This is a genomic window from Streptomyces adustus, assembly GCF_009377175.1.
Taxonomy (GTDB): Bacteria; Actinomycetota; Actinomycetes; order Streptomycetales; family Streptomycetaceae; genus Streptomyces; species Streptomyces adustus.
The window spans coordinates 11,613-29,705 of the sequence record NZ_VJZD01000104.1 but is presented as its reverse complement, the minus strand read 5'-3'; the positions used below and the strand labels follow the sequence as shown (position 1 = coordinate 29,705).

The following is an 18,093-nucleotide window of genomic DNA, read 5'->3' as shown; positions in this document are numbered from 1 at the left end:
GGCCGGGGGCGGGGAGCGGTTCGCGCGGTGATGAGCGCGGCTGCCGTGTCCGCGGTGTCGCGCAGCAGGGCGTCCAGCTCGGCGGCGGCGGGGAACCGGTCGGTGAGCGTGCCCAGCACGGACCGGGTGGCGGCGCCTGGAGCCGCGGGAGTCGCCCGCAACTCGGCGCGCAGGCGCGCCAGTTCCGGCCCTTCGAGCGAGATTAGCGCCCCGCCGAGGTCGAGCCGCACGGGCGCCCGAGAAGGCAGCGGGCCGACGGTGGAATCCTGCCCGGCCCGGGCGGATCCCGCCCCGGTTCCGGCGGATCCCGTGCCTGTTCCGACAGCGGATCCCGGTCCAGCCGTGGCGGCGGGCTCCGGTGCGGTTCCGGTGGTGGGTTCTGGCTCGGGCGTGGTGGTGGATCTCGGCCTGGCTCCGGTGGCGGATCCCGGCTCGGTTGGGGCGGCGGGCTCCGGTGCGGTTCCGGTGGTGGGTTCCGGCTGGGTTATGGCGGCGGATCCCGGTCCGGCCGTGGCGGCGGACGTCGGCCCGGTTCCGCCGGGGGATCCCGGCCCGGTTCCAGCCGCGGATCCCGGTCGGGTCCCGGTCGGCAGGACGGGGGCCACGGCCGCCCCCGCCGTCCACAGCGCGGACGCCACCCGGCGCAGCTGGGCGAGGCCCGTGCGGTGCGGGGAGTTGGCGGCCACGGCCAGATGGTCGCGGTCGGCCAGGGTGTCGCCCACGAGCGACGCGAGCTGCCCGGGGCCCACCTGGACGAACGTCCGGTGCCCCGCCGCGTACAGCGACTCCACCAACTGCCGGAAGCGCACGGGCTCCAGCAGATGCCGGACGAACAGCTCCCGTACCTCCACCTCCCGTTCGGGGAACGGCGCCGCGGTCGTCCCCGACCACACCGGGACGCTCGCCGGATGCAGCCGGAAGCGCTGCGCCGCCTGTCTGATCGGCCCGAGGTACGGCGCCAGCATCGGCGTGTGGAAGCCGGACCGGAACGGCAGCACCCGGCCGAGCACCCCGCGCGCCCGGAACGACCGTACGAACGCCTCGACCGCCGTGTCCGGTCCGCACACCATCGACTGGCCCGGCGCGTTGTCGTGGGAGAGCACCAGACCGGCGCCCGCCCACTCCTCCTCCAGGGCGGCCAGCACCCGCTGCGCGGGCGCGCCGACGGCGCCGAAGGCCAGGCCCGGCACCGTCACCGAGTCCGGGTCGAAGTCCGCCATGAAGGCGTCGACCTCGTCCCCGGAGTACAGCCCGGCCACCGTCATCGCCGTCCACTCGCCGACGCTGTGCCCGGCGACCGCGTCCGGCACGACGCCCGTGCGCCGCAGCGCGGCGTCGAGCAGGCGTCCGACGGCGACCACGCCGAGGCCGTGCCGGCCCACGTCGGCGACGCTCTCGCCGTCGGGCGCCGTCACGTCGGGCAGCCCGAAGTGCGCGGCCACGTCGTCGACGCGCGGAGTGAACTCGCCCTCCAGGCCCGGGAAGACGAAGGCGAGCTTGCCGTGACCGGGGCCGAGCAGCGGACCGGGCCGGAACCAGACGTCGCCCCGGCCGTGCCAGGCGCGGCCCCGGCCGACCGCCCGGCGGGCCACGGCCAGCCGCTTCGCGGTCGGGTCGACGACGGCGAGCCGGGTCCGGCCCACGGCCGGATGCGGCAGCGCGGGGTCGAGGCCGGCCGCGCGTACCGAGTCGTCGTCGGTGTCGAGGAGGGCGGCGAGCGGCTCGGGGCCGTCCGCGGCGAGCAGCAGGACCCGCTCGGGTTCGGCGACTCGTACGACCGCGCGGGCGGTCTTCGGGACGGGCACCGTCGCGACGGGCGCCGGTTCCTCCTCCAGCACCACGTGCGCGTTGATCCCGCCGAAGCCGAAGGCGTTCACGGCGGCCCGCCGCACCGGCTCGCCGGGCGAGGTCTCCCAGGGGACGGCCTTCTCCAGCGTACGGAAGCGGGTCGCGGCCAGCGCCGGATGCGGGTCCTCGCAGTGCAGGGTCGGCAGCAGCGTCGCGTGGTGCACCGCGAGGGCGGCCTTGACCAGTCCGGCCACCCCGGCGGCGGGCATGGTGTGCCCGATCATGGACTTCACCGAGCCGAGCACCGCGCGGTCCGCCCCGGATTCCCCCGCCGGGCCGAACACCGCGGTGAGCGTGGCCAGTTCGGCCCGGTCGCCGGCCGGGGTCGCGGTGCCGTGCGCCTCCAGCAGCCCGACCGAGGCGGGCGCGGCCGGGGCGAGTCCGGCCGCGCGCCACGCCTGCCGCACGGCGTTCGCCTGACCGCCGGGATCGGGGTTGACCAGGCCCGCGGTCCGGCCGTCGCTCGCCACCCCGGTGCCCCGGATCACCGCGTAGACCCGGTCGCCGTCGCGCCGGGCGTCGGCCAGCCGCTTCAGTACGACGACGCCGGTGCCCTCGCCGATCAGGATGCCGTCGGCGTCCCGGTGGAAGGGGCGGATGCGCTCGCTGGGGGAGAGGGCGCGCAGTTGGGAGAAGACGCTCCACAGGGTGATGTCGTGGCAGTGGTGGACGCCTCCGGCGAGCATCAGGTCGCAGCGGCCCGAGGCGAGTTCGCCCACCGCCTGGTCGACCGCGACCAGCGAGGAGGCGCAGGCGGCGTCCACGGTGTAGGCGGGGCCGCGCAGGTCGAGCCGGTTGGCCACCCTGGAGGCGGCCAGGTTGGGCACCAGACCGATCGCCGACTCGGCGCTGTCGGGTCCGAGCTTGTCGGTGAAAGCCGTGCGTACACGCTCCAGTTGAGCGTCCGTCAGATCGGGGAGCAGTTCGCCCAGGGTGCGTACCAGCTGTCCGGCCGTGCGCACCCGCTGGTCGAGCCGGACCAGTCCGGGGGTGAGATAGCCGCCCCGGCCGAGGACGACGCCGATCCGCCGCCGGTCGGGCAGCCGGTCCACGCCGCCCGCGTCCGCGAGGGCGGCGGCGGCCACATGCAGCGCGATGAGCTGGTCGGGCTCGGTACCGGCCACCGAGTTCGGCATGATCCCGAACCGGGTCACCTCCACCTCGGCCAGCGCGTCCACGAACCCGCCCCTGCGGCAGTACACCTGGTCCGCGACAGCCGGTGCGGAGGCCGTGCCGGGACGGTAGTACCCGGCGTCCCACCGGCCCTGAGGCACCTCGCCGATCGCGTCCACCCCGTCCCGCAGGTTGCGCCAGTAGGTCTCAAGGTCCCGGGCGCCGGGCAGCAGCACCGCCATGCCGACGATGGCGACCGCCTGACCCTGGGCGCGGCCTTGGGCGGGACCCGTCACCGGAGCCCTCACCAGCCCGAGGCGGTGTAGAGGACGGCGGTCGTCGACGGGTCGCCCCAGGCGAGCTCGCGCAGCAGGGCCGCGGTGCCCTCCTCGGGGTCGATCAGGCGGATGCCCCGGCGGCCGTAGGCGCGGGCCAGCTCAGGGCCCACCATGCCGCCGTGCCGGGCGGCGGGCGCCCACGGTCCCCAGTGCACCGTCAGCGCCCGGTGCCCGGTGCGGGCGGCCCAGGCCGCGCCCAGCGTCTGGAGCGCGTCGTTGGCGGCCGCGTAGTCCGCCTGGCCCCGGTTGCCCAGGACACCGGAGACACTGCCGAACAGCACACTGAACGCGGGCCCGTGGGGCAGCTCCTCCAGCGCGGTGAGCAGGGCGTCGGCCCCGGTCGCCTTGGTGGCGTAGACCCGCTGGAAGGACTCGGCCGTCTTCTCGGCGATGACCCGGTCCTCGATCACCCCGGCCGCGTAGACGACACCGTCGAGACGGCCGTGCTCGGCGTGGATCTCCTTCACCGCCTGGAGCACCGCCTCGGGCTCCCGGAAGTCGACGCAGCGGTAGCGGGCCCGGCTGCCGAGCGCCGTGAGCTCCGTCAGCGTCGCGGTGATCTCCCGCTGGGCAAGCAGGAGTTCGGCGGCCCGGTTGATCGCGGCCGGCGTCGTCCCGCCGCGGGCGGCGAGCGCCGCGCGCAGGGCGGCCGGGGTGCGGGCGGCGGCCGTGTCCGGGTCCTCCGGGCCGTCCGGTACGGGTGTCCTGCCGAGCAGTTCGAGCCGGCACCCGGCCGCCGCGGCGAGGGCAGCGGCGCACTGTGCGGTGATGCCGCGTGCCCCGCCGGCCAGCAGGACCACCGCGTCCCGGTCCAGGCCGAGCGCGGCGGCCTCTGCCGCCCCCGGACCGGCCGGTCCGGCGCCGGTGCTGCCGAGGAGGCCCAGCGGTGCCTCGGCCGGCTCCAGACCGAAGCGGCCCTCCGGCCGACGCAGCACGACCGGGGTGCGGTCGGGCGCGCACACCTCGTCGACCAGCGCGTCCGCGAGCAGCAGCGCCTCGGCGACGGTCGGCGTGCCGGTGCCGGTGCCGGTCGTCGGGTTCGTAGCGGCCGGTGAGTTCTTGACGGTCGGCGGGTCCGTGGTGGCGGATGCCGTCGCCACCTCCACCAGCCGCGCGACCGTGTGCGGGTACTCGCGCGCCACGGTGCGGAAGAAGCCGCGCAGCCCCGCCGCCATCGGGTCCGGCGTGTCGCCGTGGGCGGACCGCAGGGCCAGCAGCCGGTGCGGTCCCCGGGCCAGGGCGGCCTTCAGGACCGGGAAGGCGTCCGGCAGCACCGGCGTGTCACCCGTCACGAGATACACGACCCCGTCGACCCGGCCGACGTCCTGCGTGAGCAGATGGTCCCGGTCGCGTACGACGACGTCGGCGCCGTGCGCGGCGAGCCGGGCGCCGATCTCGGGAGCGTCGCCGAGGACGACCCACCGGGTCCCGGACAGCTCGGCCGTCGGATCCGCCGGACCCGCCGCACCGTCCTGTGGTCCGAGGGGCACCGACCGCAGCAGATACCGCTTGGGCGCCTCGCCGCTCACCGCCGCGTCGTGCACCTCGTCGTCGTGCACCGTCGCGTCGTGGTCCGTCGCGCCGTAGGCCGCCGACACGGCGTCGGCCGACCCGTCCGCCTGCCGCACCTCGACTGCCTCGTTCGCTTCAGCCGACTCAGCCGACTCAGCCGACTCAGCCGACTCAGCCGACTCGATCGCGTCGGCAGGCCCGGAGAGCCGTGCGGTCAGCCAGTCGGTCACCGCGGCGGCGGTCCGCGCCTTCGCCAGTTCCTCCAACTCGGCGTCGTCGAGACCGGCGAGGTCCGTGCCGTTCCCGGCGCCCAGGCGCCGGGCCAGTTCACCGGCGATCTCGGCCCGTTTGATGGAGTCGACGCTGAGGTCGGCCTCCAGGTCGAGATCGGGCTCGATCATGTCGAGGGGATAGCCGGTGCGCTCGCTGATGATCTCCAGGACCAACTGCCGGACGTCGGGACCCGCCACCGGTGCGGAGCCGGTGCCGACCGCCTGGCTGTCCGACGGCCCGGTCTCCTGCGGTGGGAGGGGCGACGGAACCGACGCACGCGGCGGTTCCACCAGCGGTGCGGCGGCCTGCGGGGGCGCCGGGGCGACGGCGGGCGGCGCGGCCGTCCGCTCCCCGGCCGCCGCTCCGAGATAGGTCATCAGCACATCGCGCTGGGCGGCGATCATCTCGCGGCTGGTGCGCAGGAACTCGGCGATCAGCGCGTCCTGGGCGGCCTGACGGTCCTGACGGTCCTGACCGTGGTGGCCGTGGTGGCCGTCCCGGTCGGACGGGACCGTGTGCGGGGGGTTCGTCGGCACAGTCGTCTCCACGACTCGTCGGGCCGGTGCGAGCGCACCGGGCAGGAGGTCTCCGGCGGCGGTGCGCACCAACTGCCCGTCGACCGTCCAGCCGGGCCGCCTCGGCACCGGCGTACGCACCGCGTCGACGGCGTCACGGCCGCGCAGCAGCGGGCCGGTGCGCACCGGCAGCCCCGCGACGGCCAGCCGGGCCAGGGCGTCGAGCCAGCCGCGCAGTCCGCCGTCCGGATGCGGTTCGCAGGCCACCGTGCGGTGCGGCCGGTCGCCGAGGATCTGTCCGACCAGCCGGGTCAGCACGGAGCCGGGACCCGCCTCGACGAAGATCCGCGCCCCCGCCTCGTACATCGCCTCGATCTGCTCCACGAACCCGACCGGGGCGCCGATCTGCGCGGCGAGTCCGGCCCGTACCGCGTCCGGGTCGGCGGCGTACGGGCGCGCGGTGCGGTTGGACCACACCGGGAACTCCGGCGCGCGCACCGGCCGGGCCGCGAGCGCCGCCGCGAACCGCTCGCCGGCCGCTGCGACCAGGGGGCTGTGGAAGGCGCAGGCCACCGGGATGCGCTGGGCGCCGTAGCCCGCCTCGCGCAGCAGCCGTACGGCGTCCGTGACGTCGTCGGCCGGGCCGGATATCACCGTCTGGCGGGGCGCGTTGCGGTTGGCGACGACCACCGTGGCCGGGGCCCCCGCCGCCCGCAGGGCCTCGGTGACCTCGGCGGCGCCGGCCGTGACCGCGGCCATGGTGCCCGGGTCCGCTCCGTGGTCCGCCCCGGCGGCCGCGAGGATCGCCGCCGCCCGTTCGCGGCTGAGCGCGAGCAGCGTCCCGGGGTCGAGGGCGCCGGCCGCGCTCAGGGCGACCAGTTCGCCGTAGCTGTGCCCGGCGGCCATGTCCGGCCGCACCCCGGCCGTGGTGAGCAGGGCGTGGGCGGCGAGTCCGGTGATGCCGAGGGCGGGCTGTGCGGCCCGGGTGTCGGTGAGCGCCGCCCGCTGCCGGTCGTGCGCGCCGTCCTCGAAGGCGGCGGGCGGGTACAGCAGGTCCGCCCGGTCGGCGCCGAGTTCGAGGTAGTGGCGCAGCTCGGGGAACGCGACGAACAGGTCGGCCAACATGCCGGGACGCTGGCTGCCCTGGCCGGGGAAGAGAAAGGCGACCTTGCCCTCGGCCGGGTCCTGGGCGGGACGGGCGGCGGTACGGTCGGCGAGATGGACGCCGTGCGCCGGATCGTGCTCCCCGGCCAGCGCCTGCCGCAGCCGTACGATCAGTTCGTCCACGTCCGCGGCCACGACCGCCACCCGCGCCGGGTCCGGGCAGACGTCGGCCCGGCGGGCCGCGCTCAGCGCCAGGTCGCGCAGCCGCCACGGCCGGCCCTCGGTCTCGGCGGCCCCGAGCAGCTCCTCGACGGCCCGGTGGGCCGCCGCGGTGTCCCGGCCCCGGAACACGAAGAGTTCGGCCGGCCAGACGTCCAGTGCCTGCGCCGGTGGTGCGCCGTCCGCGTACGCGCCCAGCACCACGTGGAAGTTGGTCCCGCCGAACCCGAACGCGCTGACCCCTGCGAGCCGTTGTCGTGCCGGGGTCGCCCACGGCCGGGCCCTGGTGTGGAAGACGAACGGGCTGCGTTCCGCGTCCCAGGCCGCGTTGGGGCGTTCCAGGTGCAGGGTGGGCGGCCGGACCCCGGTGTACAGCGCCAGCACGGTCTTGATCAGCCCGGCCAGTCCGGCGGCGCACTTGGTGTGCCCGATCTGCGACTTGACCGAGCCGAGCGCACAGCTGCCCGGCTCGGCCCCGGCCTCGTTGAACACCTCGTCGAGCACGGTCAGTTCGGTGCGGTCGCCGACCACGGTCCCGGTGCCGTGCGCCTCGACGAGCCCGACGTCGGCCGGTGAGACGCCCGCGTTGCGGTAGGCCCGCTCCAGAGCCGAGCGCTGGCCCTCGGGGCGGGGTGCGGTCAGGCCCAGCGAGCGGCCGTCGCTGGAGCTGCCCAGGCCCTTGATCACCCCGTAGATCCGGTCGCCGTCCCGCTCGGCGTCCGCGAGCCGCTTCAGGACCACGCAGGCGACGCCCTCGCCGAGTGCGATGCCGTCCGCCGAGCCGTCGAAGGAGCGGGAGCGGCCGGTGGGGGAGAGCGCGTGCACCGAGGCGAACAGGACGTAGTCGTTGATGCCGTTGTGCAGGTCGGCGCCGCCGCACAGCACCACGTCGCTGGTGCCGCCGACGAGTTCCTTGCACGCGACGTCCACCGCGGCCAGCGAGGAGGCGCAGGCGGCGTCGACGGTGAAGTTCGCGCCGCCGAGGTCCAGCCGGTTGGCGATCCGCCCGGAGATCACGTTGGCGAGCATGCCCGGGAAGGAGTCCTCGGTCAGCCGGGGCAACTGGGCGTCCAGGCCCTCGGGGACGCGCCCGTGGTACGACGGGAGCACGGCGCGCAGCGTGGCCGCGTTCGACAGGTCGCTGCCCGCCTCCGCGCCGAACACCACCGAGGTGCGGGAGCGGTCGAACTCCCGCCCCCCGTCGCCGTATCCGGCGTCCTCCAGCGCGCGCCGGGCGGCCTCCAGGGAGAGCAGCTGGACCGGCTCGATGCTGCCGAGGGAGGCCGGCGGGATGCCGTAGCGCAGCGGGTCGAAGGGGATGCGGGGCAGGAAGCCGCCCCACTTGGAGGGGGTGCCGCCGCCGACGGGGGTGGCGCCGCCGGTGCCCTGCGCGTCGTAGTGCACGGCCGGGTCCCAGCGCTCGGGCGGCACCTCGCCGACCGCGTCCCGGCCGCCGACGACGTTCGCCCAGAAGGTGGGGAGGTCGGGCGCCTGCGGGAACATGCAGGCCATCCCGACGACCGCGATGTCCAGCGGCGCGGGCACCACCGGCTCCCGGGGCCCGGAGCCGCCCGGCCGGGCGTCGAGCCGCTCGCGCAGCCGCGCCGTCCGCTCCGCGAGGAATCCGGCGGCCCCGCCGGTCACCGCCCGGTGCAGCGCCGCGACCGTGGTGGTGGCGGAGCGCAGCACGGCCACCTCTCCGGCCATGAACATGCCGTCGGTGAGCTGGCGTTCCTCGTCGACCGGCCCGAGCGCCCCGCCGTCGTCACGGTCCACGCCCTTGCTCGCCAGGCGCAGCCGCCCGATGTTGAGCTGTTCCAGCTCCTCCCAGATCCGCCGGTCGGGCACGCCCGCGGACCGCAGCCGCCCCTCGTGCTCGCGGTATCCGGCGGTGAAGGGGCTCGGCACACAGCGGGTGGCGTGGCCGGGCGCGGTCTCCAGGAGCGTGGTGCGCTCGGCGGCCTGTACCCGGCGCTGGAAGAGCGGCTGGATCGCGCCGAGCGCGACCGCCTCCTCGGTGAACAGGTAGGCGGTGCCCATGAGGACCCCGACGGCGGCCCCGCGCGCGGTCAGCGGGGCCGCGAGCGCGGCGACCATCGCCGCCGAGCGCTCGTCGTGCACCCCGCCCGCGAAGAACACCTCCAGCGTCCCGGCCGCGCTCCCGCCGCTCTCGCCGGGTCCGTCCCCTCCGTCACGCCCGCCGTTCCCGGCGCGCCCACCGTTCCCGCCGTTTCCGTCGGCCGTGTCCAGGAAGTCCTCCAGGACCGCGAGCTGCGCCTCCCAGAGCGGGAAGCTGCCGCGCGGACCGACGTGCCCGCCGCACTCGGAGCCCTCGAACACGAACCGGCGGGCGCCTGCCTCCAGGAACTGCCGCAGCAGCCCCGGCGAGGGCACGTGCAGGAAGGTACGGATCCCGTCCCGTTCCAGCGCCCGCGCCTGGGACGGGCGGCCGCCCGCGATGACGACGTGCGTCGGCCGCAGTTCCCGTACCGCCTCCAGCTGTGCGGTCCGCACCTCCTCCGGCGCGAAGCCCAGCACGCCGACACCCCAGGGCCGACCGGCGACCGCGGCCCGGGTCTCGGTCAGCATCTGCCGGGTGCGCGCGCCGTCCGCCAGCGCCAGGGCGAGAAACGGCAGCGCGCCGTCCGCGGCGACCGCCGCCGCGAACCCGGCACGGTCGCTGACCCGGGTCATCGGCCCCTGCGCGACGGGCAGCCCGGTGCCGAGCGCCCGGCTCATCGCGGAGCCCGCGCCCAGCGCCCGGGCGGCCACGTCGTCGTCCACGACCTCGCGCACCGCGTCGGTCAGCGCGCGCACCGTCCGGCGGACATCGCCCCAGCGGTGCGCGAACCGGGCCGCGAGGAAGCCGTCCTGACCCACCGGCAGCAACCGGGTGCGCGGATCCTGCGCGCCCAGTGCCGCGGCCACCGCCGCGGGGTCGGTGCCGTCGAGGCGCGGCGCGTCCGGGCCACGGTGCGGCAGCACCCGGTGACCGGCCAGCACGACCGTCTCCGAACCGTCCAGGGAACGCAGCCGGGCGGCGGCCGCCTCCGGCAGCGACGACTCCGCCAGCAGCGCGAGCTGTCCGTCCAGGACGACCCCGGCCGCCCCGCCGGCCATCGCGGCGGCCGCCGTCCGGGGGCCGATCCCGCCGCAGGCCCAGACGGGGAGCGGCACGTCGGGCGCGGCGAGCAACTGCTGGAGCAGTACGAAGGCGCTCAGTTCCCCGACCCGGCCGCCGCACTCGCTGCCGCGGGCGATCAGCCCGTACGCCCCGGCGCGGACCGCGGCCCGCGCCTCGTCGAGGTCCGTGACCTCCACCAGCACCCGGTGGCCGGCCGCCACGTCGGCGGCCCGCCACGGCGCGTCCACCGCGAGCACCACCGTGTCGGGCCGGCCCGCGTCACCGGTCCCCGGCACCAGGTCGGCGGGCTCCAGCCGGCAGCGGGCGCCGATCCGGACCCCGAACGGGCCCGGCGCCAGCCGGCTCAGCCGTCCCAGGGCGTCGCGGGATCTTCGGTCCCCGTCGCCCAGGTCGAGCACGCCGAGCCCGCCGGCCCGGCACACCGCCGCCGCGAGCCCGGCGTCGGGTTCACCGAACGGGGTGATGCCGATGATCATGTCCTCGGAACGCACAGCAGACGTCATGATTCTCCGAATCAAGCTGAGACTGCATGGTGGGGGGTGCGGTACGACAACGATGGCGGCGCGTCGGATTCCGGCCGGACCCGAGGGGGCCCGGGAACACCGAATAGGGAGAGCCTGCTCGAAACGCGTTGAAAGGTAGCCCTGTTGTTACTGACTGGTCAATGTTGAACCAGCGGGTCAGTATGCGGGCGCATTGATTCGGTCAGTCGCGGGCGGCGGAAGGGGCGTCGGAAATCGGAGCAATTCCTTGATGATGCCGAGCCGTTCACTCCCCTCACACATCATCGAAACACCGATAGGTGAATATGAAACTTTCTTTGGTGCGGCATGTCCGAATCGGGACGCCCTTTCCCCTCGTGCGACGGTCGCGAGGGAATTCCAGGTGCCGATCTTGAAGTGACCGGGAAGGGTGTGTGCCCCCTTCCGTGGGCGCCGGGGGATTGTCCGGTCCGCCGCTAGTCCTCCGGCGCGGTCGGCGAGATCGTCCGCGCGGAGTTCGGGATATCGCAGCCGGGCGTCTCGCGGCACCTGAAGGTGCTGCGGGAGAACGGCTTCGCGACGGTGCGGCCCGAGGGGACCCGTCGCCTGTACGCGGTGAACTCCGAGCCGCTGCGGGACATCGACGCCTGGCTCGACCGGTTCCGCCGCTTCTGGACCCCGCACCTGGACGCCCTGGCCACGGAACCGGCCCGCGGCCGGCGACAGCGCCGGCTGCGCGACGCCGACGAACCCCCGAGGAACACCCCGTGATCGATGTCACCCACCGGATCAACGCTGTACGCCGACAGGTCGGCAAGCGCGACTTCAAGGCCGGCGAGGCCCGTGTGGTCGTCGTGAGTCAGACGTACGACGCTCCGCTCGACGACGTCCGGGACGCCTGCACCGACCCCGAGCGGATCCCCCGCTGGTTCCCGCCGGTCGAGGGCGAGCTCCCCCCGGGCGGCCACTACCAGCTCCAGGGCAACGCGGGCGGCACCGTCGAGCGCTGCGACCCGCCCAAGAGCTTCCTCGCGACCTGGGAGTTCGGCGGCGAGGTGAGCTGGATCGAGCTGCGCCTGGCGCCGCAGGGCGAGGACGCGACCCGCTTCGAACTGGAGCACATCGCCCACGTCGACGACACGAAGTGGGCCGAGTTCGGGCCCGGGGCCGTCGGGGGTCGGCTGGGACACGGCGCTCGTGGGGCTGTCCCTGCACCTGGCCACCGGCGAACAGGTCGACCCGGCCGCGGCCATGGCCCGGTTCGGCTCCGAGGAGGGCCGCCGCTTCGTCACCGGGAGCAGCGAGGCCTGGGGTGCGGCGAACATCGCGGGCGGTGAGGACGAGACCCGGGCGCGTGAGTCGGCCCGGCGCACCACGGCCGCGTACACCAGGACAGAGTGAGGGGGCGGGCCGGCTGGCGGGAGTCGGGACCCCGGCCCGAGCGGTCTCAGCGTGCGGCGCGTACTCCGTCCAGGGCGATGGCCAGGACGCGGTCGCGCTGCGCGTCGTCCACGAAGGAGGTCGCCGTGATGCCCGCGATCAGGCGCAGCAGATCGCCGAAATCCATGTCCGGGCGGGCCGCTCCGGCCCGCTGTGCCCGCTCGAAGAGCGGACCGCCCGCCGCGTACATCGAGTCCCGGCAGGCCAGAAAGATCTCCGACTCGTCCTCCAGTGCCTCGCGCACGGCACGCTTGGTGACCAGGTAGCCCGCGAAGCGGTTCAGCCAGGCCGTCAGTGCCTCCCACGGCTCCAGCTCGGCCACCTCCGTCGCGACCCGGCACAGCTCGTTCACCTCGTCCGCGTAGACGCTCTCGAAGAGCGCGCGGCGGGTCGGGAAGTTGCGGTACAGCGTGGCGATGCCGACGTTCGCGCGGCGGGCGATGTCCTCCAGCGACGCCTCCGAGCCGTGCTCGGCGAACGCCTCACGCGCGGCGCTCAGCAGTGCGTCGAAGTTGCGTGCCGCGTCCTTGCGGTGCGGCCGCTGGGCCGCGACGACCTCGCTGACGGGAAAGGGCCGAGCCGTCACTGCTGCCTCCCGGGCGGATCAGGTTGAAACGGAGGGGTGCCTCCGTTACAGTGGAGGGGTACCTCCACTTTAGCAGTGCGGGGATGCGCCCGCCGTGACCGCGCCCCACCGCGTCACGCCCGCGACCGCTCCGCCGCGCCCCAGTCCCGTTCCGCCGCGCGTCCATCGCGCTCCCGTCACGATCCACCGCGCCCCGTTCCGGCCGCGGCCCGCTCCTTCGTACGTCACCGCACTGCACGTCATCGCACGACGTCACGACACCGTCGTCACCACGTCATGCCCCCGCCATCGTCCCGCGCGGCGTCAGCCGCGGCCGTCGGCGTGCCCGGCGCCGCCCCGTGGCATCCCGCGGCGCACCGCCCGGCACGGTCACGGCCGGATGTCCCAGGCCACCCCGTGCCCGCACGTACCCGACCCCTGCCCGGATTCGGAGAGACCCTCCATGCCCCGCTCGTCCACCCGCCTCACCTTCGCGGTCCTCGCGACCGGTGCGGGCGTGTTCTCCATGCTGCAGTCGCTGATCGCGCCGGCCCTGCCGACCGTCCAGCACGCGCTGCACACCTCTCAGTCCACCGCGACCTGGGTGATGACCGCCTATCTACTGTCCGCCTCGGTCTTCACCCCGATCCTCGGCCGCGTCGGCGACCTGATGGGCAAGAAGCGCACCCTGGTCGCCGTCCTGGTGGCCGTGCTGGCGGGCTGCCTGCTCGCCGCGCTCGCGCCGAACATCGGCGTGCTGATCGTCGCCCGGATCGTCCAGGGCATCGGCGGCGCGCTGTTCCCGCTGTCCTTCGGCATCATCCGCGACGAGTTCGCTCCGGCCGAGGTCAGCGGCAGCATCAGCAACCTCTCCGCGGTGATCGCCGCGGGCGGGGGAGTCGGCATGGTGGCCGCAGGCCCCATCGTCTCCGCGCTCGACTACCGCTGGCTGTTCTGGATCCCGGTCGCCGTGGTCGCCGCCACCGTCCTCATCGCCCTGCGCTACGTCCCCGAGTCGCCCCGCAGGTCCGAGGGCCGGGTCAACTGGGCCGGTGCCGTGCTGCTGTCCGGCTGGCTCGTCGCCCTGCTGCTGCCGCTCAGCCAGGCCGGCCGGTGGGGCTGGGGGTCCCCCCGGGTGATCGGGCTGTTCGCCCTGGCCGCGGTGGTGTGCGCGCTGTGGCTGCGGTCCGAGGCCCGCTCCGCCAGCCCGCTGATCGACCTGCGGGTGATGCGGCTGCCCGCCGTGTGGACGACCAACCTCGCCGCGCTGCTGTTCGGCGCCGGGATGTACGCGATCTGGTCCTTCCTGCCCGGCTTCGTCCAGACCCCCGGCTCGGCCGGCTACGGCTTCGGGGCGAGCGTCACCGCGTCCGGGCTGCTGATGCTGCCCATGCTGGTCGCGATGTTCCTCTCGGGTGTGCTCGGCGGGCGGCTGGAACCCCGCGTCGGAGCCAAGGCGCTGCTCACCGCCGGCGCGGCCCTCGGCGCCCTCGCCCTCGGCTTCCTCACCCTCTGGCACGACACCCGGTGGCAGGTCGCGCTCGTCGCGGGCGTGTTCGGCCTGGGTATCGGACTGGCCTTCGCCTCGATGGCCAACCTCGTCGTCGGCAGTGTCCCGCCCGAGCAGACCGGTGCCGCGACCGGCATGAACGCCAACATCCGCACCATCGGCGGCTCGGTCGGCGCCGCGGTGACCGGTGTCCTGGTGACCGGCCGGCTCCAGCCCTCGGGCCTGCCCTACGCCTCCGGCTACACCCACGCCTTCGCCCTGCTCGCCCTGCTGTGCCTCGGCGCGGCCCTGGCCGCCCTCCTGGTCCCGGTCAAGCGCACCGCCGGCCTGCTCGGCTCGCCCCGCGCGACGGGCACCCCGACGCAGGCACCCGTGCGCGTACGGTAGTGTTGACCTGCGTGATCACGCGGTTCGCCGCGAAATTCGCACCGGGACGTGGCGCAGCTTGGTAGCGCACTTGACTGGGGGTCAAGGGGTCGCAGGTTCAAATCCTGTCGTCCCGACTTGCGAAGTCGCAGATCGAGGGGCCGTTTCAGACGACATCTGAAACGGCCCCTCGGCCTTTCCCGGGGACCGGTCGAGGGCCGGCGCACTTGAGCCGGGAATTCCGTCTTTCGTCCTGCTCGCCGCCGTCTCTGGGCGAGGCGCGGTGATCGGTCGCCCGGGGTCGGCCGACATCGGTTGCCGGGCGATGTGGCTCAGCCGGCGGGAACCGGCTCGGACGACGGCTGCCACTCCCGCCTGATCAGCCCGTACACCCACGAGTCGGAGACCTCGCCGTGGACGACGCAGTCCTCCCGCAACGTGCCTTCGCGTACGAAGCCGAGTTTCTCCAGCACGCGGGCCGAAGCCAGGTTGCGTGTATCGGTCTCAGCCTGGACGCGATTGAGGTCCAGTGTGTCGAAGGCCCACCGCAGCACAGCGCGCGCGGCCTCGGTCGCGTAGCCGTGGCCCCACGCCGCGTCGTCGAAGCAGTAGCCGAGCGACGCGCTGCGATGGTCCGGATTCCACTCGGTCAGGCTGCACCAGCCGAGGAACACCCCGTCGGCGGCACGATCCACGGCCAGCCGCGCCCCGGTGCCCTCCTGTGCCATCCGTCGGCAGGCCGTGACGAACTTCCCGGCGCGCCCGCGTTCGCTCCACGGCGGCGCGTCAGCGGACGGGCGACCGCGGCCGGGCTCGGCGTGCTGCCGCGCGGGTCGGTCTCCGTGGTCGACGGCGAGGAGCTGCGCTTCTTCGTGTACTGGAAGCAGACCGAGGACCGGACCGACTACGACCTGTCGGCGCTGCTTCTGCACGCCGACTACAGCACCGATTCCTGGCTGTCCTACACGTCGCTCCGTGCCGTCGGGGGCAGGCACTCGGGCGACATCACCGAGGCTCCCGACGGGGCCTCGGAGTTCATCAGCCTGTCCCTGGACCGAGTGCGCAGCACCTTCATCGTTCCGCAGGTGAACATCTTCGCCGGCGAAGGCTTCGAGGAGGTCGAGGAGTCGTTCTTCGGCTTCATGCTGCGCGACGGCGAGCAGAAGGGCCGGCCGTTCGAGCCGCGCACGGTGCGGATGAAGTCGGAGCTGCGCGGGGTGGGCCGGGTGGCGCTGCCGTTGGTGTTCCGGCGCGGGGACGACGGCCGGTGGCGCGCGAAGTGGCTGCACCTGTATCTGAAGGGCCCCTCGTCGGCCAATCGGGTCGAGGAGAACCAGGTGTCCGTCTCGAAGCTGGTGCGCGCCGTCGTCGAGCGCGAGCAGCTGACGGTGCGGTACCTGGTCGACCTGATGTCCGGCGGCACCACGACAGTGGAGCCGTGGGACGGCGAGGCGGTCCCGGACGAGCCCGTGACGTACATCGGCCTCGAACGTCCCGAGGGACTGCATCCGGACTCGCGGATCATCACCCTCGAAAATCTGCGCGACCCGATCCCGGGCTGAGTGCTGGCGTCGCCCGCGGCGAGGCCATGAAGGGGCTTCCTTCTCAACTCCTTTCTGAAACGAGTTCCTTCGCTTCCCTCGCCGTCGACCTCGACCGGGAGGCGCCCGCTGGGCGCCTCCCGGTTCTCGTGTGCCCGCACCGTGCCGCAGCCGGCGGGCCGGTGGCTCACTGTTCCCGCAGGTCCTTCACCCGCCGGAGCTTGCCGAGCGAGCGCTCCAGGGTCTCGGGGTCGACGACCGTCACCTCCACGGTGACACCGACCCCGTCCTTCACCCCCTGGGCGATCGTCCGGGCGGCCGCCTCGCGCTGCTCGGGACCGGCGCCGGGGCGGGCCTCGACCTGTACCACCATGTGGTCCATCCGGCCGCGCCGGCTCAGCTGCACCTGGAAGTGCGGGGCCACACCGGGGGTGCGCAGCACGATCTCCTCGATCTGGCTGGGGAAGACGTTCACCCCGCGCAGGATGATCATGTCGTCGCAGCGGCCCGTTATCTTCTCGATCCGGCGGAACGCGGGCCGGGCGGTGCCGGGCAGCAGCCGGGTCAGGTCGCGGGTGCGGTAGCGGATGATCGGCAGCGCCTCCTTGGTGAGGGAGGTGAAGACGAGTTCGCCGCTGTCGCCCTCGGCCATGACCTCGTCGGTGATCGGGTCGACGACCTCGGGGAGGAAGTGGTCCTCCCAGACGTGCAGCCCGTCCTTGGTCTCCACGCACTCCTGCGCGACACCCGGGCCCATGACCTCGGACAGCCCGTAGATGTCCACCGCGTGGATGTCGAGGCGCTCCTCGATCTCCCGGCGCATCGCCTCGGTCCACGGCTCGGCGCCGAAGATGCCGACCTTCAGTGAGCTGTCGCGGGGGTCGAGGCCCTGCCGCTCGAACTCGTCGAGCAGGGTGAGCATGTAGGACGGCGTGACCATGATGATCTCGGGCTCGAAGTCCTGGATGATCTGCACCTGGCGCGCGGTCATGCCGCCGGAGGCGGGGATCACCGTGCAGCCGGCGCGTTCGGCGCCGTAGTGCGCGCCCAGACCGCCGGTGAACAGGCCGTAGCCGTAGGAGACGTGCACCTTGTGGCCGGGGCGGCCGCCCGCGGCGCGGATCGAGCGGGCGACGACGTCCGCCCAGACGGAGAGGTCGTTCTCGGTGTAGCCGACGACCGTGGGACGCCCGGTGGTGCCGCTGGAGGCGTGCACCCGGCGCACCTCGGACATGGGCACGGCGAACATGCCGAAGGGGTAGGTGTCCCGCAGGTCGGCCTTGGTGGTGAAGGGGAACCGGGACAGATCCGCCAGGCTGCGGCAGTCGTCGGGCTTGACGCCCGCGTCGTCGAACTTCCTGCGGTACAGCTCGACATTGTCGTAGGCGTGCCGGAGCGTCGCACGCAGCCGCTCCAGCTGGAGTTCGCGCAGCTGCTCGCGGGTCAGGCGCTCGCCGTCGTCGAGCAGCTCACCGGGGAGCGGATCCCCGAGCCGTCCGCCGCCGGGGGCCGCGGGGCCCGTCAGTCCGCTTGCGCTGCTCATCGCGACTCCTTGCTCTGTGTGCTTCGATCCTGCTGCGATCCCACCGGCTGCGATCGATCCGGCTGCGCACCGCGCACGGTGCGGCTGCGGCCGCGGAACTCCGCGATCACCTCGTCACCGCGCAGCACGCTCACGTCGTACAGACCGCTGCGGCCGAACCGGGTGCGCTCCGTCGCCGTCGCGACGAGGACGTCCCCCTCGTACGCGGGCGCGACGAAGTCGACGTCGGCGCCGGCCGCGACGGTCACGGGGCCGTGACTGTTGCAGGCGCAGGCGAAGGCGGTGTCGGCGAGCAGGAAGAGGAAGCCGCCGTGGGCGATGCGGTGCCCGTTGACCATCGCGGGGGTCACGGTCATCCGCAGCACGGCACTCCCCGTGCCGACCTCCAGCAGCTCTATGCCGAGACCGCGGGAGGCCTCGTCCGCGGCGAACATCTCCTGCGCCGGGCCCAGGGCCGTGTCACGGGCCTGCGTCACGATCTCACCACCTTGTGAACCGACCGAACATTCGGTTAGCGTGCGCACCGCCAACGTAATCCCGCACCGCCGTCGACTGTCAAGGTCTTGCCCGGCCGTGGAT

General features: G+C 74.3%; 7 protein-coding genes, 1 tRNA gene and 3 pseudogenes. 5 read left to right on the top strand and 6 right to left on the bottom strand.

Annotated features, from left to right (window positions below; genetic code table 11):
- On the bottom strand, positions 1-3,203 hold a 3,203-nt coding region (locus FNH09_RS24230), incomplete at its 3' end, for a type I polyketide synthase (RefSeq protein WP_238427056.1).
- A 62-nt stretch (positions 3,204-3,265) separates the two neighbouring features.
- A complete protein-coding gene (locus FNH09_RS24225; protein ID WP_152891459.1) occupies positions 3,266-10,570 on the bottom strand; it encodes a type I polyketide synthase in 7,305 nt (2,434 codons plus the stop codon).
- Between the two features lie 471 nt (positions 10,571-11,041).
- Between FNH09_RS24225 and FNH09_RS24220 the strand changes: the two are divergent.
- Together FNH09_RS24220 and FNH09_RS24215 are read left to right on the top strand one after the other, a co-directional pair.
- Positions 11,042-11,320, top strand: a pseudogene (locus FNH09_RS24220) (ArsR/SmtB family transcription factor); the annotation flags it as partial.
- Positions 11,317-11,886, top strand: a complete 570-nt coding sequence (locus tag FNH09_RS24215; protein WP_338017672.1) for an SRPBCC family protein — start codon at positions 11,317-11,319, stop codon at positions 11,884-11,886. The pseudogene FNH09_RS24220 and the gene FNH09_RS24215, both read left to right, overlap by 4 nt.
- A 110-nt stretch (positions 11,887-11,996) precedes the next feature.
- Here the strand turns inward: FNH09_RS24215 and FNH09_RS24210 are convergent, their stop codons facing one another.
- A complete protein-coding gene (locus tag FNH09_RS24210) occupies positions 11,997-12,575 on the bottom strand; it encodes an SbtR family transcriptional regulator (protein ID WP_162469013.1) in 579 nt (192 codons plus the stop codon).
- Between the two features lie 442 nt (positions 12,576-13,017).
- Between FNH09_RS24210 and FNH09_RS24205 the strand changes: the two genes are divergently transcribed.
- Positions 13,018-14,451, top strand: a complete 1,434-nt coding sequence (locus FNH09_RS24205; protein ID WP_152891457.1) for an MFS transporter — start codon at positions 13,018-13,020, stop codon at positions 14,449-14,451.
- 42 nt (positions 14,452-14,493) lie between these two features.
- A tRNA-Pro gene (locus FNH09_RS24200) sits at positions 14,494-14,567 on the top strand.
- Positions 14,568-14,762: 195 nt separating this feature from the next.
- On the opposite strand, the pseudogene FNH09_RS24195 reads toward FNH09_RS24200, so the two are convergent.
- Positions 14,763-15,218 (bottom strand): annotated as a pseudogene (locus FNH09_RS24195) (GNAT family N-acetyltransferase); the annotation flags it as partial.
- Here FNH09_RS24195 and FNH09_RS24190 point away from each other — a divergent pair.
- Positions 15,132-15,992: pseudogene (locus FNH09_RS24190) on the top strand (TerD family protein); the annotation flags it as partial. The pseudogenes FNH09_RS24195 and FNH09_RS24190 overlap by 87 nt on opposite strands.
- A gap of 166 nt (positions 15,993-16,158) precedes the next feature.
- Here FNH09_RS24190 and paaK read toward each other — a convergent pair.
- Together paaK and paaI are read right to left on the bottom strand one after the other, a co-directional pair.
- On the bottom strand, positions 16,159-17,514 hold the full coding sequence (paaK, locus tag FNH09_RS24185) for a phenylacetate--CoA ligase PaaK (RefSeq protein WP_152891455.1): 1,356 nt from the start codon (positions 17,512-17,514) through the stop codon (positions 16,159-16,161).
- Entirely contained in the window at positions 17,511-17,990 is a 480-nt protein-coding gene (gene paaI, locus FNH09_RS24180) for a hydroxyphenylacetyl-CoA thioesterase PaaI (RefSeq protein ID WP_162469012.1), read from the bottom strand. The genes paaK and paaI overlap by 4 nt, the downstream gene beginning before the upstream one ends.
- Between the last annotated feature and the right edge of the window lie 103 nt (positions 17,991-18,093).